The organism is uncultured Parolsenella sp., assembly GCF_934660935.1.
Classification (GTDB): domain Bacteria; phylum Actinomycetota; class Coriobacteriia; order Coriobacteriales; family Atopobiaceae; genus Parolsenella.
Map to the genome: position 1 here is coordinate 18,489 of NZ_CAKUIH010000004.1, position 15,473 is coordinate 33,961.

8 protein-coding genes and 2 tRNA genes are annotated in these 15,473 nt (G+C 57.9%); 6 read left to right on the forward strand and 4 right to left on the reverse strand.

The window, feature by feature from the left end:
• Window positions 1-298: 298 nt before the first annotated feature.
• The 6 genes from Q0H23_RS02800 (at window position 299) to Q0H23_RS02825 (ending at window position 6,203) form a co-directional block, all read left to right on the forward strand.
• Window positions 299-811 (forward strand): histidine phosphatase family protein, encoded by a 513-nt coding sequence (locus tag Q0H23_RS02800; protein ID WP_293835459.1) that lies wholly within the window; start codon window positions 299-301, stop codon window positions 809-811.
• A 121-nt stretch (window positions 812-932) separates the two neighbouring features.
• Complete coding sequence (locus Q0H23_RS02805; protein ID WP_293835461.1) at window positions 933-3,068, forward strand: ATP-binding domain-containing protein; 2,136 nt, start codon at window positions 933-935, stop codon at window positions 3,066-3,068.
• A 175-nt stretch (window positions 3,069-3,243) separates the two neighbouring features.
• Window positions 3,244-3,320: transfer RNA gene (locus Q0H23_RS02810), tRNA-Met, on the forward strand.
• A 501-nt stretch (window positions 3,321-3,821) separates the two neighbouring features.
• A complete protein-coding gene (locus Q0H23_RS02815; RefSeq protein WP_293835463.1) occupies window positions 3,822-4,148 on the forward strand; it encodes a hypothetical protein in 327 nt (108 codons plus the stop codon).
• A gap of 490 nt (window positions 4,149-4,638) precedes the next feature.
• Complete coding sequence (locus Q0H23_RS02820; RefSeq protein WP_293835466.1) at window positions 4,639-6,138, forward strand: ATP-binding protein; 1,500 nt, start codon at window positions 4,639-4,641, stop codon at window positions 6,136-6,138.
• A tRNA-Met gene (locus Q0H23_RS02825) sits at window positions 6,129-6,203 on the forward strand. Before Q0H23_RS02820 ends, Q0H23_RS02825 begins: the two co-directional genes overlap by 10 nt.
• Window positions 6,204-6,413: 210 nt before the next feature.
• Here the strand turns inward: Q0H23_RS02825 and Q0H23_RS02830 are convergent.
• The 4 genes from Q0H23_RS02830 to Q0H23_RS02845 all read right to left on the reverse strand — a co-directional run bounded on the left by Q0H23_RS02830 (window position 6,414) and on the right by Q0H23_RS02845 (window position 15,046).
• Window positions 6,414-7,220 carry a hypothetical protein gene (locus Q0H23_RS02830; RefSeq protein WP_293835469.1) on the reverse strand — a complete coding sequence of 269 codons (807 nt, stop codon included), beginning with the start codon at window positions 7,218-7,220 and terminating at the stop codon, window positions 6,414-6,416.
• 800 nt (window positions 7,221-8,020) lie between these two features.
• The gene (locus tag Q0H23_RS02835; protein WP_293835472.1) at window positions 8,021-9,994 is read right to left on the reverse strand and encodes a DEAD/DEAH box helicase; all 1,974 of its coding nucleotides are present in this window, start codon (window positions 9,992-9,994) and stop codon (window positions 8,021-8,023) included.
• Window positions 9,995-10,019: 25 nt separating this feature from the next.
• Entirely contained in the window at window positions 10,020-11,243 is a 1,224-nt protein-coding gene (locus tag Q0H23_RS02840; protein WP_293835474.1) for a hypothetical protein, read from the reverse strand.
• Window positions 11,244-11,263: 20 nt separating this feature from the next.
• Window positions 11,264-15,046 (reverse strand): hypothetical protein, encoded by a 3,783-nt coding sequence (locus Q0H23_RS02845; protein ID WP_293835477.1) that lies wholly within the window; start codon window positions 15,044-15,046, stop codon window positions 11,264-11,266.
• Between the last annotated feature and the right edge of the window lie 427 nt (window positions 15,047-15,473).

Here is a 15,473-nt window from a genome sequence, read left to right on the forward strand (position 1 = left end):
AGCACGCGCGAACGCGTCTCGTCCGTGCGCACGGCTGCCTCAGGCTCGGGCGCCCGATTCTGCTTTTCCTCCGCCGCCATGGTCTCCCCCTTCGTCGTTGCCCTCCGAGTATACAGGCTCTTCCGGACACTATCCGAGGCCCCAAGCCACCGTCGCGAAAGGGACATCCCGGGGTAGCAAACAGGCGAGAGGGACACGCGCCGGACGGCCCCACGCCCCGCTCCACTTGCGATTTCACCCATCCCGAGCACGCGATTCGCGTAATAATGGATAGGTGGACACGGAGACTGGAGGCAGCATGGCACGCACGATCGTTCTTGTCAGGCACGGCAAGGCGCAGGGGGCGAGGCCGGGCCTCTCGGACTCCGAGCGGCCCCTCGCGCCGGGCGCCGCCGAGGCCCTGGCGGAGGCATTGCCGCGCGCGTTCGCCCTTCTCGACGCCGGCGATGAGACCGCGCGTGTCTGGGTGAGCCCGGCGCTCCGCGCGTGCCAGACGGCGGAGGAGGTCGCGGCGGCGCTCGACGCGAACGGCGTCTCGTATGCCACGGAGGAGCGCGACTACCTCTTCTACCAGGACCAGGAGGCCTTCTTTGACGACATCGAGGACACGCCGGAAGACTCGGTGATAGTCGCCGTCGGCCACATCCCCTTCATGGAGGACGTCCTCGAACGCCTCACGGGCGAGTGCATCTCGTTCACCCCCGGGTCCGTCGCCGCCGTCACGCTACCGGGCTCCCCGCGTGCGCAAGTCCCCGAGGGCGACGTGCTCTGGTATGTCCGCGGCCCCAAGGTCGCCAAGCCGCGCGGGTAGCCGCGCTCCGACGACGCTCCCCCGCACCCGCCCCTTGCGGTAGAGTTAATCATTCGAAATTCCGCACGCGACGGCGCCGGCGCATCGGCGGCGTCGCCACTCCGCGACCACAGGGAGCAGCATGAGCGTCGAACCCACAGACATCGAGACCGCCGCGTCGGACGACCCGATCCTCGCCGAGGAGCAGGCGCACCTGACCGAGATCTACGCAAAGCTCCTCGCCATGCGCGACGAGCTCGCGGAGGAGCTCGAGCACGGCCACGAGGGCGCCGCGGCAGACCTGCGCGAGCTCTCCGACGAGATCCGCCCGGACTTCGGAGGCGCGGACGAGACGATGGAGACGCTCGCCGCCATCGAGACGCTCAACGCCGTCATCGACGCCTACAACCAGTACCACGACTTCTCCGTCGACAAGCTCCGCAGGCTCCTGCTCCTGCTGCGCCAGCCCTACTTCGCGAAGGTTCGCCTCAAGATGGCGCCGGACCGCCCCGCGCGCGACGTCTACATCGGCGCCGCCGGCATGACCGACAACCGCAGCCGTCCCCTCATCGTCGACTGGCGAAACCCCGTCGCCGAGACCTACTACAACCAGGACAACGGCCAGACCTCCTATACCGTCAACGGGCGCACCAAGACCGTCGAGCTCGAGCTGCGCCGCCAGTTCGACATCACGCGCGACCACCTCAACATGTACTTCGACACCACGGTCGCCATCGAGGACTCGCTTCTGCTCGGCGCGCTTCGCAGCCACCACTCCGAGAAGCTCCGCGACATCACGGCGACCATCCAGCGCGAGCAGAACAAGGTCGTGCGCCACGAGGACGTCCCCGTGTTGCTCGTCAACGGCATCGCGGGATCGGGCAAGACCTCCGTCATGCTCCAGCGCATCGCGTTTCTCCTCTACCGCGAGCGCGAGACGCTGAGCCCGAGCCAGGTCCACCTCTTCGGGCCCAATGCCGTGTTCGAGCACTACATCGACAACGTCCTGCCCTCCATGGGCGAGGCGAACCCGCAGGTCTACACCTGGCGCGACTTCTGCGAGGCACAGGGCACGGGTGGCCGAGGCCTGGGCGTCGACACGGACCCGGAGAACCTCAGGCGTCTCGAGAAGGGCCTACCCGGCCTCGAGCTCACCGTGGCGGACCTGCGCGAGGTGCGCTGTGGAGATACGGTCATGCTCAAGGCGAACCAGGTCGAGGCGGCCGTCGCCAAGTTCGCGAAGTTCGGCGTGGGCCCGCGCCTCTGTGCCCTCGTCAAGGACGAGCTGCTCAAGGGCGTGAGCCGCCGCATTGCCAGCATGGCCCGCAACATGGAGTACCAGGAGGAGATGCTCGGTCTCGACGTCGACGACCAGGTGCGCTTCTTCGGCGAGACCGTGAGCCCCGACACCGAGGATGAGACCTTCGAGCTCACGCGCCGCTGGCTCGAGCAGCGCTACGCCGGCGTGGAGGACGAGATCGAGCGCCTCTCGTGGCTGCGCCTCGACCGCATCGCCATGCGCCTGCTGGGGACCCAGAGCGTGAGCTCGAGCGAGTGGCTGTACCTGCGCCTGCTCGTGACCGGCCGCGGCGACACCAACGCGCGCTACGTCATGATCGACGAGGTCCAGGACTACTCGCTCGCCCAGCTCATGGTGCTCGCGCGCTTCTTCAGCCGCGCACACTTCCTCATGCTGGGCGACGAGCACCAGGCAATCCGCGAGGGCACCGCGAGCTTCGACGAGATCCGCGAGCTGTTCGCGCAGAGCCACGGCAGCGTCGACGAGTGCCGCCTCCTCACGAGCTACCGCTCGAGCCCCGAGATCACGTCGCTGTTCAGCGGCCTTGTCGAGCATGACTCCCCCGTCAAGCTCGCGAGCGTCCACCGCGCCGGCGTGGCTCCGCGCATCGAGGCCCTACCCGGGCGCGACGAGTTCCTCGCCGCCCTCAGGGAGGTCGTTGCCGGCGCGAGCGAGGACGAGGGCCTCACCGCCATCGTCGCCGCCGACAACGGTGCCGTGAGCTGGCTCTCCAAGCAGCTGGGGGATGCGGCCGAGGTCATCAGCCGCGACCGCGAGCTCCCGGCGACGGGCGTGGTCATCATGTCGCTGCGCTTGGCGAAGGGCCTCGAGTTCGACCACGTGATCATCCCGGACGCGAGCGTCGAGACCTACCCCGACACGCCCCTCGCGCGCCGGCGTCTCTACACCGCGATCTCGCGCGCGATGCACAAGGTGACGCTGCTGTCCCAGGGCGAGCTCAGCCCGCTGCTGGGGTAGGACGCAGAGGGCTCGGGGCAGCGTCCAGGGCGGCGTCCGAGTCCTCACTAGGACCGCGTTCGAGCCCCCTCGTCCGCCCCCCGTCAGGACCCAATTGTGGAGCTTTCTCCACATTCTTGACGGGCCTAGGGAAGCTGCGTATAGTTCTTTCTTGCGCTTAAGGCGCATCACATATTGCGGGGTGGAGCAGTCTGGTAGCTCGTCGGGCTCATAACCCGAAGGTCGTAGGTTCAAATCCTGCCCCCGCGACCAAACGTTCAGGGTCGGAAGCATCGCTTCCGGCCCTTTTTGTGTATCAGATAGACGGGTTTCCCGATATCCCCGCAAGAATTCTGCGAAAGATGCGTGACGACAATAAGATTACCGATGCCGAGTAGCAGAAGCAACGCAAGGAAAAAGGAAAGAGGAAGGAATAGCAGATATCGACGATTAAGCCTGCAAACGAGCAAAACGTCGAGATGGTCCGCAATGGCATCGATCGCATTATGGGCAATCCGTCTGAGCTCGGCATTGCTATAAGCTCCTTGGCAACGACGGGTTCGCCGTCCTCGCGCCATTCGCGAAGAACATAAACCTGCTGGGCCTCACGGAGAACGGCAAGCATTACACAACCCGCTGACCTCATCTCGAAGACCTCATAGCCTGGATTAAAACTTTTGCCCTCACTATGCGGGAAGATCCATACCCGCTCCAAATCGAAGGGGGTTCGCGGCGCAAAAAGACAGCAATGCCCGCGAATTCGATACCGATGACATGCAGGAATTCGACGCCTACTCCTACTACGACTTGCTTGACCCATGGACATGGGAACACACCTGGAGCCATGAAAGCGGCGGAGCCGTCCTCTCCAACATCTATTTCGAGCTCAAAGATGGACTGATTGAGCTCTCGTGGGACAACCGCGGCTGCGACCCTCCCCTTTGCACATTCGACTGCGGGTCCGGAGATACGCGCGTAAACACCGAGGTATTCAAGGCTGTCGTGCTCAAGTTTGTTGATACCTACGAGAGGCATTGGGGAATCAAGGTGAATGATGACAGCACTTGGATGCGAATGCCCACGCTAGGAAAGATGGATTAACCGCGCAAGCAAATCGATCTGGGCCTGTCTTGATCGAGACTATGGGAGCCTCTCTTTTCACTGAATAATGTCGACAATCATACGCATCGAACCATAGAGCTGTCTCAAATAACCGAAGGTCGCAGGTTCAAATCCTGTCCTCCGCGACCAAGAACTTGTAGCTCGTCGGCCTAGCCTGCGAGCTTTTTGTTATTCCGGGACTGTGTTGTCGACTCGGCCCTCAACTTCCCAAACAAAATCTCGATCTGTAACAGGTAGACCCGATTTGGTCGACCAGGTGTTACAGGACGAGACGTTTGGACAGGGCGGCACTGCATACCCAATCTGACACAAACCAGCAGAGTGCAAACTGGGGAACTCTACTGGGGAACTAGGGAACTTTACTTTGGTACTAAGGAACTTTACTTTGGTACTAGGGAACTTTACTGAGGAACTAAGGAATGACTGAGGTATAGTGGGGATTGACTAATGATTCAATCGAAGGGCAGCTATGTTCATTACGAATGATATCGAGTTGGCCGCTGCGGTTGAGCATATGAGGGCCGCGGGGACGGATCTTGCCGAATACGAACTCAAAACGGCGGCAGGCGGTTTTCCCAAGACGATGCCGGATTCAATTTCCGCTTTTGCTAATGGAGCTGGCGGAACGATCGTTTTCGGTATCAGTGAAAGGGACGGCTTCCATTCGGTGGACATCGATGTGAAGGTGATTCAGGCACATAGCGCTCAGGCGGCGAGGGAGCTCATTGAGCCTCCTCAGATGGTAGACATCATGGTTTTGGAGTTTGAGTCAAAGCCTGTCGTTGTGGTCAATGTCCCCGAGGCTTCGCCGCGAGAGAAGCCGTGCTATGTCAAAAAGCTCGGTCAACGCCTTGGCTCATACATAAGAACGGGCGATGGCGATCACAAGATGTCATCTTACGAAATCGATCGATACATTGAGAATCAATACCGGAGCGCGCGCAACGATGCCATTGTCGTTGAGGGTGCAACGATGGATGACTTTGACCAAGATTTGCTTGCGGGATGGCTCTCGCGTGTGAGAGCAACAACGCTGGGCAGGTCCGCCGCCTTAAGCGACGAGGAGCTTATGGCGAATCGACGCGTGGTATCTCCTGATACTGAAGGGGTCTTGAGACCGACCGTCGCCGGCATTATGGCGTTGGGTTTTTGTCCGCAGCAGTTTTTCCCTCGAGCCAATGTTGTATTCACAGCGTATCCGACATCGAAGAAGGGCGAGGTGGGGAGAGTCGGGGAACGCTTCTCTGATTCGGTCGATATCGACGGGCCAATACCCATCATGGTGGTTGATGCGGTGCGGGCTGCATCGCGAAACATGAAGCATGGCGCAATCGTAAGAGGCGCATTGAGGGAAAACGTGCCGGACTACCCGTTGGCTGCAGTCCGTGAGGCTGTTGCCAACGCATTGATGCATAGGGATTATTCTCCCGACGCGTTGGGCACCCCCGTAATGGTCGACCTTTATCCCGATCGCATGGAGTTGTCCAACCCCGGTGGCTTGTTTGGCTCGTTGACGGTCGAGCGCTTGGGGCAACGAGGCGCAACGGCTTCGAGGAACCAGTTTCTAGCTCGAATTCTCGAAGATGTGCCGTATTCCGATATTGATGGCAGGGTCGGTCGTGTTGTCGAGAATCGAGGCTCAGGTTATCCGACAATTAATAGGGAGCTCGAACAAGCCTTGATGCCTGCACCGATTGCCAAAAGCACTCTCGATGAGTTTGTTTTGATCATGAGGCATCGGCGTATGACGGATCAGGAAGACCGCTCATACACAAAGGAAAACGTGAAGACTGCCATTCTGGGTTACATCACTGATCGCGAGAGCGTAAGCACGTCGGAACTTGCGAAAGCGTCGGGGATGTCGGTGAAAACCGTGCGCAGATATTTGTCTGCGCTTATGGAAGAGGGAATTGTCGAGGGGATTGGGACGGCCAATAGCCCCAAGCGGCGCTACCGTCTGCGTCGGTAGGAGCAGTCTGGCAGCTCGTCGGGCTCATAACCCGAAGGTCGTAGGTTCAAATCCTGCCCCCCGCGACCAAACGTTCAGGGTCGGAAGCATCGCTTCCGACCTTTTTTTGATATTAGCCTGTAGCACAAGCATCGCCGAAATCACAGGCAGAAACGTGCTCATATCGTTCTTCGGACGGGAATAGACATGCGGCCCCCAACAGATGGAAGCCGCATATGCACGTAAGATATTCAGCCCTCAGCTCAGCTTCAAACAAGCATCACAGGCTATTAATTCTAGAAGATGGCTTTCTCCGAGTCATAACCGATAACCTTGACTTCGATTTCGCGAAGCATCTCGCGGTCAAGGTCGGCCACATCGATGGTATAGACCATGCCAAGGCGTGGGTTAAAGAAGCCGAGTCGCCTTACGGCCTTGTAGTCCTCTGCGTAAACCGAGTGCATGCCAAGCAGCCAATACATTACGATTTGCAACGTATGCTTGTTGGTCGGCGGTTTCACACTGACCTTGAAGTCCCATACAGTATCGGCGGACATAAAATCACCATCGCCGGTATTCACGAGATCGGTATAGCCGCCCTCGAACGTAATGCCGTCGCGTGTGACAGGGCCGTACTCCCGAAAGAACTCCAGGCTCAAGTTGACCATTGTGCGAATGTTCTCGCACGTCGGCCCATCAGCCTCGATGTCTTCCACGGGACGGAACGCCATGGCTCCGGCGCGGCGTACCGAATCATACCCAACAAGCTTACAGGCATTCGCGATGGAAGCGTCATCAAGCCCTGCAATGCCCTCAGCAAGGTGAATCGCGTTCGCTGATTCGCCAACGATGGAGGCACCGAGAAAGCTGATCTTAAACGCCTCTTTGACCGAAGCGCCCTCCATGAAGCGCGTAAGGTAATCGACAGCACTGCCGACAAGATTCGCCGAAACGCTCTCCTTCTTCTGTTCGAGAGCGGGCTTCGGCCCTTCGAGTTCAACGACAGCAAGACGCTTCGGGTTGATATAACCGCCTCGAGGCTGCTTGACCGGCGAAATGCCGGCATGAGATACGCCGTTGACACGCTGAGTGACTGAAAGCATTAGGGACTCCCTTCGATAGACGAAACGATTATCCCATCCCGACCGGACAAAAATAGGAAGTCTCCGCGAACGGCCATCCACCGAAGCGCCGTCCATCCACTCAAGTCGGAAGCATTACTTCCGACCCTTTTTCTATCTACGCCATGTGAGACCCTATTTTTATTGCCTCGGGTTTCCCGAAGGTGAGATCCCGTCTTGAAGGCATCCGAACCAGCTAAATCCCATCGAAGAGTCTCGTAGATCGCCCCTCGATTTGTCTGATAACTACGGCGTGGACCGCCTACAGTACAGGAAAACCCCGCTAGAAATGCAGTTCGCAGCGCAAACACTGTACGCCGCATATTAATGTCCAAAAGTAGGGCCATAACGGCGCAAAAGGGCAATGAACCCGTACTCGGACGGGAGGAGAGACGAGAATGCAACTTGATAACGAAGCTCTATGAATAAAGTATGCTGAACGGAAAGCCGTCTTCCTAGCCTGCATTCCGGTTGTTGTCGGCCCATATATTTTCGCCCGGCAACGACTAAAAGTGGGACACCTAGAGGCACAACTCGCTGGAGGCAGCCGATAGCCAAGGCATGTCTGGAGTTACCAGAAGGTCGCAGGTTTTAATCCCGCCCCCGCGTCAATAAAACTCCCTGTAGGGACCCATGAGAGTCCCTGCTTTTTGTCCGGGATGCTACAGATTGAGTCATGAACACATTTAGAACGTTACGGGGACACAGGTAGCCTCGTTCGTTTGTGAGGCAAATTGTCATTAAGATATTCGCGGTGCATCTCATCCAAGCCGGTCCTTTATCTACGCGTTGCGCTGGCAGTCGACTGCGTTGTCTGGAGAGGCGACCTTTCCATCATACGTTGGCGAGAACAGACCCCTAAAGACGATTTCCAAATCATCCTCGTCGACAGACCCGGGTTCCAGGACGCCGCGGTCGATAGCCTCGAGCATGGTTTGCTCCTTTTCCATCAGACGGTTGTAGATATTCTCGTCAAGCGACCAAGGACGGCCGTCCACGATAAACCCCGTCTGCAGGAAGTGATACTGCGTGTACTGGCCCTCGGGCAGACCCAGACGATGAATCCTGTCCTTGGACTGCAGGAGATGGATAAGGTTGTAGCTGTACTCGAAGTACACGGCATCGTGACACACGGAGTGCAACGATACGGATTCCGCCAGAGTGTGCGGATTGGTGATGAGGACGCCTATATTCTTTGCCCGGAAATCATCGAGGATGGCGGCACGCTCCTCGAAGTCCGTGGCGCCTGTGATGACGCCGACGCTGAGGCCACGCTGCCCGAGTTGCTCAGCGACGCCCTCGATGGAGCGGATGAAGACGCACCAGACGATGACCGACTTGCCCTCGGCGACGAGGTCATCGACGAGTTCCACGCAGGCGCTCATCTTGGATGTGGGGATGGCGTTTGATATGAGAGCTCCGGCGGAACTCGTTTCCGCGAGCGCTTCGCCGAGATTAAGTCCGGGGGGAAGATCGCCGTCATAGAGACCCCCGATCTCATCGAGCGCCGGTATGCCGTAGAGGGCACGCGGATCCGATTCAACCTGCATAATGCGTACGATGAGGGCGAGACTGTTACTCCTAAGCGCAGCGAGCAGCAGCTCGAGGAGCTCGTTTTCCTCAGACGTGGCCTCGACCCGGATGATGGAGTCGCCGTTTGCCCGAGGTACGTCGAGCATGTTCTTATTGGTTCGGCAGAAGAATGGTTGCACGACCCGATTGATTCTCTCGACATCCATGGGGTTGGGAGAGGCGAGGGTCGCCTTGCTGAAGCCGAAGAAGTCGTCGTAGTCGTGGGGGTAGAGAATGTGCAGCAGGTTGTAGATGTCGCTGTACGAGTTGGGAATCGGGGTACCGGTGAGCGCAGCCACGAACTTGGCATCGCGCGCGATGGCCAGGGCGCTAGAGGCACGAATGCCGCCAATTCTCTTGACCTTGTGGACCTCGTCGAAGACAAGCAGGGTGTCCGAGTCGGCAATGTCCGCAAGTTGCTTCTCAAAGTTACTGCAGGCCTCGTAGTTGACCATGATGAGGTTGTAGCGGCCCGCGTTGAGTTCGAGCTCATGACGCTTTTGGACGGATGTCATCTGCCTGAAGGCGCCCTCGTGAAACGAGAGCGGACGGCAGGAAAGGAGCCCGCCAAAGCTTGCCGTCCACTCGTCCTCCCATGATTTGAAAGCGTTTTTGGGCGATATGACAAGGACGCGGTGAGCGAGTCCGCGGTCCCTGAGGAAGGCAAAGGCACCGAGAACGGCGGCCGTCTTGCCGGATCCCGGGACCGAGAAGTTGGCCGATTTCTGCATGCTTGCCATGTAGAAGGCATCCCATGCCTGCTTGTCCCTCAGACGTCGCTCCATTGCACCGTCGATAACGGAGCGGAAGGCCCGGAACTCGTCCAAAACTGATGGGTCCTCGGTCTTTATGGCCATGCCGGCACTGGCACGCTCGGCCACGTGAGTGTCGGCTTCGGCGATGAAGGATAAGTAGCCCGGGAGACAGATGGTTTGGATGCCACGCCTCTCGAGTTTCTGGAAGCACTCGACGATGTGCCGGCACTGGGAAGCGGCGAGTTCGGAGCTGTACACGAGATCTTGTCCCTCGACCTGAGGGCGAAATCCCTCGCGGTTAGCGCCGTAGAGACGGGCCTTCCAGACCGCGCTGACAAGGAAGTCATCCATGTCCATACCCATGATGGTGACGACAAGACGCTCGCCGTGGTCGACCCGGAAAGATAAGTTGGCGGTGCTGATGGCCATCTATTCTACCTGTCCTCTGAACGGGTTAGTCTAGCGCGGACTCGACGTCGTCGAGCAACTGGCGCAGCTCCTGGACGAGGCAAAGAACTTCTTCCCTCTGTGCATCATCGAGGCTCGCGAGCAGCGTTGGGTTGGTCGCTTGGGCGGCATCCTTTTTTGCATCCTTAAGCGCCTTGGCGGGAAGCTGCGTGAGGCTGCTCTGCTGCGCGCGGCGCTTTCCAGCGTCTACGACATCACTCATGCGTTCCTTCAGGTCAAGATCGGACCTGATGTCGTCGCGGATGGTTTCGACGGTAACCTCGGGGCAAGCATTAATCTTCTCGACGACCTCCTCAGCGAGATCGAGCTCCCTATCGAGGAGCTCCTCGCTACCTGCCGAGTTAACGGCACGGCCGAGGTCTCTCACGAAGCGGGTCATGTCCTTTTTTGGCTCGACAAGCATGTTGGCGAAGGCAGCGCGCTTCAAGATCTCCCTGGCATCAGCGTTGTCGCAACGCTTGAGAGCCTTCTCAAGGTCACCGAGTGGGCCGTCAACCTTGAGGGAGCGAGCGAGCGAGAAATGCTTGGGCGAGCGGATAAAGTCAAGATATTCAACCATGAGATTGGCGCGCGCCATCATGCTATTAAGACGGCTAATGTCCATGCCTGCGCTGCGGGCGTAGCGCTCGGGACTGAGGCCTTCGATGCGGGTCTCGGGGTCGATGAGGCTGCGATAGACACCGACGAGACGATCCACCGGGTCGTAGCCGACTCTCTCCTCGCGTCCGAACTGTTGCGCAAGCTCAAGGCACTTGATGGCACACTTGTCCTGGCCGATGTCGTCGGGGAGAATGGCCGCCTCAAACCAGTTGAACTTGTCGTTCTCTTTAGCGAGCTGGCGTAGACATGTGAAGCGGCGGTTACCGTCGATTACGATGCCGTTGCTCAGGACGACGCCGGGCTCCTGCTGCTCGTCCTCTCGAATGCTCTTCTTGGTGGCGTTGAGCTTTTCCGGATCGCTGGAGACGATGTAACCCTCGATAATCTCGTTGAGTTCCTCGGTGCTCAGAGCGTCGAGCGAACCCTCACCGTGCTCCTCCTGATACTCGCTAACCCAGGTGGCCACGCGATCGTTCTGGGTGTTGTAGCGCAGTTGATCGAGGCGAATCTGGTAGATGGGGTAGGCGCTGGTCTTGCCGTCCACGTTGAGTTTCTTGGAAAGCATAGTCATCTTGACGGTGTTCTCGGTTTGGTCCAAGAGTCTGGGCATATTGTCCTCCAATTTGCTGGTTATCCGTTAAGCAGGTCATTTATGTAGTCGTTGTAATCATTCTCGGACGAGAAGACCATCTCGTCGAGTGAGGGGACGCAAAAGAGGGTTGACCTTTGGATGAGCTGCCTCAGGATTGGCGCCGTGGTCGCGATGCCGTCCTCTCGATCCAGAATGTCGAGCAGGTCTTCCAGCTCGAGTGCACCCTCCCGCTGGATCACGCTCTCGATGTAGCGCGGAGCGTCGATGGAGTTCACGCCCGAGCAGAATAGGGTCACGTTACCGATGGAGCTCGTACGGAAGCCCGTGATCGTCGGTCCAGCGGAGAGCATTCCTTGAAGAAGACCGTCGTCGAACTCGCCGGTGACGAGGGCGTTGTCCACCTTGTGAGAGAGGCCCATCCCGCGCAACCGCTGGACGGTGAAGGGTTCGCCCGCAGGGATAGAGCTAGACACTACATGGATGAACTGCTCGATGTCGGCCTTCGTGACGTCGTACATCTTCGTGAGATACTCGGTTTTAACGTATTGCCGCGGTCCACATTCGACGAGAGAAAGGCTCCGGAGCCTCATGTTCAGCTCGGAGGCGAGCTGGGAGTGGGCGAACACGTCCGGAGAGAATCCATCGTCGCCCTCCTTGAACTTGTCAAGACCCTCAATCATCTTGACAAACGCCTGTCGGATGTTGACGCCGTCCTTTACCACCAGGCTCTGCGTAATTGAGTAGCCCAGAGGCTGGAGCGACTCGTCGCATATGGCCGCCTTCGAAGCAGGGAAGGTGCCCCTGAACTGTTGGCGTGCAAGGCTGAGCGAAAAATAGTCACAGCAATCGAGGATACTGAGCACGTAGTCTCGTTCGTCGTTGGTGAAACCCATGGACTTGATCGAATAGATGTTGCCCGAGCGGTACTGTTGGAAGTCGCCAAGGAACGAAGCAAGGAAGCTCGCCTGCGAGACCTTGTAGCGTCGGTTATACTCCTCGGCCAAGTCGTTGCGCGAGACAGGTGCCATCTCTTCGATAAGTTCTTTGATTTGCTCCGATCTGTCTGCCTCGCCGAGCGTCACCATTGGGTTTCGACCCAGGGAGTAGACGCCTTGGCACTTGTCGCCGAGCTGGGTCTTGATGGTGTAATGGAGCTCGTTGCAGTCGCGGATATCAAGATCGAACATGACGTCAGGCCACGTCTCGAAGATGAGCTGCGCGGAGCATTCAATGTTCAGCTCAGCCATGACCTCAAGGCAGTCGCGGAGGTCGTCGTATTCGTAGTCACTAAAGTCGTGCAGGCGCAGGTGCTTTTGCATCGGCGCCATGATGAAGCCGGTGCGTTGTATCCACGCGAACAGGTTGCGGCTGCTTGCCGGCAACATGCTCTTCGGGAAGTCGTATTCTTTGACGAAGCCCTCTAGTTCAGAGTAGAGGGTTTCGGTGTCCAGGACCTCGGACCCTAAGGAGGTTAGGCGCTTCATCGCGTAGAGAACGGCTGACCTGCGATCAGCTCTGACGTAGACGCCGTCTATCTGTACCATTCCCTTGTGGCTCTTTGTGACGAGATAGGCACTGATAGCCTCACGCGCGCTTTCCGGGACCGAAGTGTCTTGCTGGGCCGCGGCGATATGTGAAGTTTGGCGGCGCCTGCCATGGTGCCTGAGCTCCAAGTAGCGGTAAACCTCGGGCCCACAGTTTGCGATTTTACAGAAGAGAGCCTGGTCAACCTTGTATTTCTCAAAAAGCGGAGCATATATGTCCTCGCGGAGGACAGGAGCCTTATTCAGGAGTCTCTCTTGCAGCTGACGCACTCCCTCACGAGTGACACCAAGCTCGCTTCCTGCCTCCTCGAGAGTGAGGCCGTCGAGACGCTTCTTCAAGGCGTTGGCCGCATTGTCGTCGGGCAGGGACTCAATCCAGTCGTGTAGGGTCGACGGACTGAACAGCAGCCTGTTCTCGCCGGGAAGGTACTGGAGCTCAGACGTTTCGCGCCCAGCCGTAGTTGCAGCGTTTTGCCACCAGCCGGTAGAGGGGATGATGCGCGTCTGGGATTCGGCATGTCCGTCCTCCATCTTGGTGCGACACTCCGCTACCCAGCATGAAATCACTGACTCGCAAGCAACCTGGATACTTGACGAGAGGACATTTAGCAGAGTATCAAGGTGTTTCTCGATACTCTCGGAACTGGCTTCAATACCATCGAACTCGCAGTTAAGCCAGAGCGATGACATGGGTTCGTAAAGCGGCACCTGTTGTTCTTCGAGCGACTTTGCCGCCGTCCAGGCGCTTGAGCCGAGCGTTGCAATTTGTCTGGGGGTATTGATGAAGACATCAGGTTCTTCGTCACCGCATCTGTGCTTTGGGGCCAGGTGCGCTCCATAGCGTAATAGAACCTCGACAACCTCTGCCGTTTGCCGGCGCGACAGCTTAAACAAGTGCACGAGGTCGTTCTCTGAGTACGTGCAAAGCTTACCGGCGGTCAGGACTCCGGCCCTTCTCAATGATGCGAGGGTGGAATCCGACAGGCCAAGTGATTTGGTCGACTGCTCTCGTGCGTCAGACGAGCATTCGCCGCCTTGGCGGTCACTCTCTAGTTGATTAGCGCCTCTTGCAATCGAGCGAAGAGTTCCAAACTGATCAAAGATGAGGCCATCTGTAGGGATGCTCTCTTGGTACCAAGATGCCAAGCGATCATGCTCCGCCTCGCTAAGGATCACGGCATGCTTCTTGAGGCTCGAACGGATTTCCTCAATGCCAAGCCGGCCGAGACCCTTGACGGTGCCCGGCGATTCACAGAGGGCGAGGTCCAGAATGGTCAAGAATTCGTTGTTGCCGAGTACGTTGACCGTTCTAGTGGAAAGACCGAGAAGATTGATGCTATCGCTGTAACGCAGCGGGCGGAAGCTCTGCGGCCCGTCGGATTCTTCTTCAGCTGGTTCGCTTGTGCTCGGCTCCTGCTCGACGTAACGGTTGCCTAGCAGGACCTCCGTTGTATCACTGTATGTAGTTGAATGCGCAGTCATATTTGACTGTAGCGTCTCGAAGATAGAATCGATTTCGCTATTTGACATGTTAACGAAGGAACACTGATGGTGTTCTTCTTCCGTCGTCCCCAGTATGGGCGACGGCACTTGCATTTGTTTGGGCTTCGGCTCCGAGCTGATGGTGGCAGAGCGGTTAACATGAGGCTGAATTTTGACCGATGGTGGCTCCGCGGTGATAGCTCCCTCGATTCCGGTACTGCCGTTTACACCGTTTCGTCCTGTTGCTTTGGCCAGTTGTACGCCTTCGGATATGACCTCGACGACACCTTGAGCTTTGAGCTCACTGACGGCTTGGGCAACCTCCTGGAACTGAACCCCTGGAAGCTGGAAAGCAATGAAACTCGGCGGGGTCGGACTCCCCGATTTTTTAAGCAGGTCGACAATCCTGTCGTTTAGATCAAGAGCCTCATTGGACTTAGCAGGCTCCATTGCCTCCGAAGCCTCGAAAATGTCTTTATCCTCTTGGAGTTCGGACTCAGCGATAATCTCATCTTCGTTGGAGGCGGCTTTTGCATCCCGAGTTTCAATATCGTTCTTGACGGTATCCGGCTTTACCTCGCCTGCACTACGACATTCATCCGCAGCATTTGAGTCGACCACGAGTTCGACACCGGTAGATCCGACACGAAGCACGCCTTGCGACTCAAGGCGTCTGATGGAGGCAACGATTTTGTTGAAGCTGTACGTCGGCATCCTGAAGGCCAACAGGGCCGGCGGGCAGGCTGTGCCCTCGGCCTTGAGCATCTTTAAGATCCCATTTTCCAGGTCAGTCATTGGCGGTGGCCTTCGAAGCGAGTCTGTGGTTTGAATTGTCCTTTAATGATAGGACGGGACAGAAATTAAATAATCCGTATTTTGACGGGTGTAATCCTAGTTTCACGCACGGGAATGGAAGATGACAGCAAGTACTTGTTCGTTCTCCGCAAGAAGAGGTGAGAGGGTTGCACCCTTGGTATAGGCTTATTGTTGCGCGAGTAGTTCCTCGTCTCGTGTAGCAAAGTGTTCCTGGCGCGCGAGGGGTGACCGTGGGAAAGCCCGGCTGAGGCCATGGCAGACAGGATGGGTGCCGCCGGTATTTCCCCAAACGTCCTCCTTCTTGCCCGCGAGAGGTTATGACACTTTCCTGCGGTTCATTAGTCGGCATCGCCCTCACGCGCAGGCATCTATGAGACAGCGAAACATCCCCTTACTTCCGAGCCCG

Bases quoted from the DNA above. Each gene is read 5' to 3' on its own strand.
- Q0H23_RS02800 (WP_293835459.1), top strand. From the start codon at position 299: ATGGCACGCACGATCGTTCTTGTCAGGCACGGCAAGGCGCAGGGGGCG.
- Q0H23_RS02815 (WP_293835463.1), top strand. From the start codon at position 3,822: ATGCAGGAATTCGACGCCTACTCCTACTACGACTTGCTTGACCCATGG.
- Q0H23_RS02845 (WP_293835477.1), bottom strand. From the start codon at position 15,046: ATGACTGACCTGGAAAATGGGATCTTAAAGATGCTCAAGGCCGAGGGC.
- Q0H23_RS02805 (WP_293835461.1), top strand. From the start codon at position 933: ATGAGCGTCGAACCCACAGACATCGAGACCGCCGCGTCGGACGACCCG.
- Q0H23_RS02830 (WP_293835469.1), bottom strand. From the start codon at position 7,220: ATGCTTTCAGTCACTCAGCGTGTCAACGGCGTATCTCATGCCGGCATT.
- Q0H23_RS02835 (WP_293835472.1), bottom strand. From the start codon at position 9,994: ATGGCCATCAGCACCGCCAACTTATCTTTCCGGGTCGACCACGGCGAG.
- Q0H23_RS02820 (WP_293835466.1), top strand. From the start codon at position 4,639: ATGTTCATTACGAATGATATCGAGTTGGCCGCTGCGGTTGAGCATATG.
- Q0H23_RS02840 (WP_293835474.1), bottom strand. From the start codon at position 11,243: ATGCCCAGACTCTTGGACCAAACCGAGAACACCGTCAAGATGACTATG.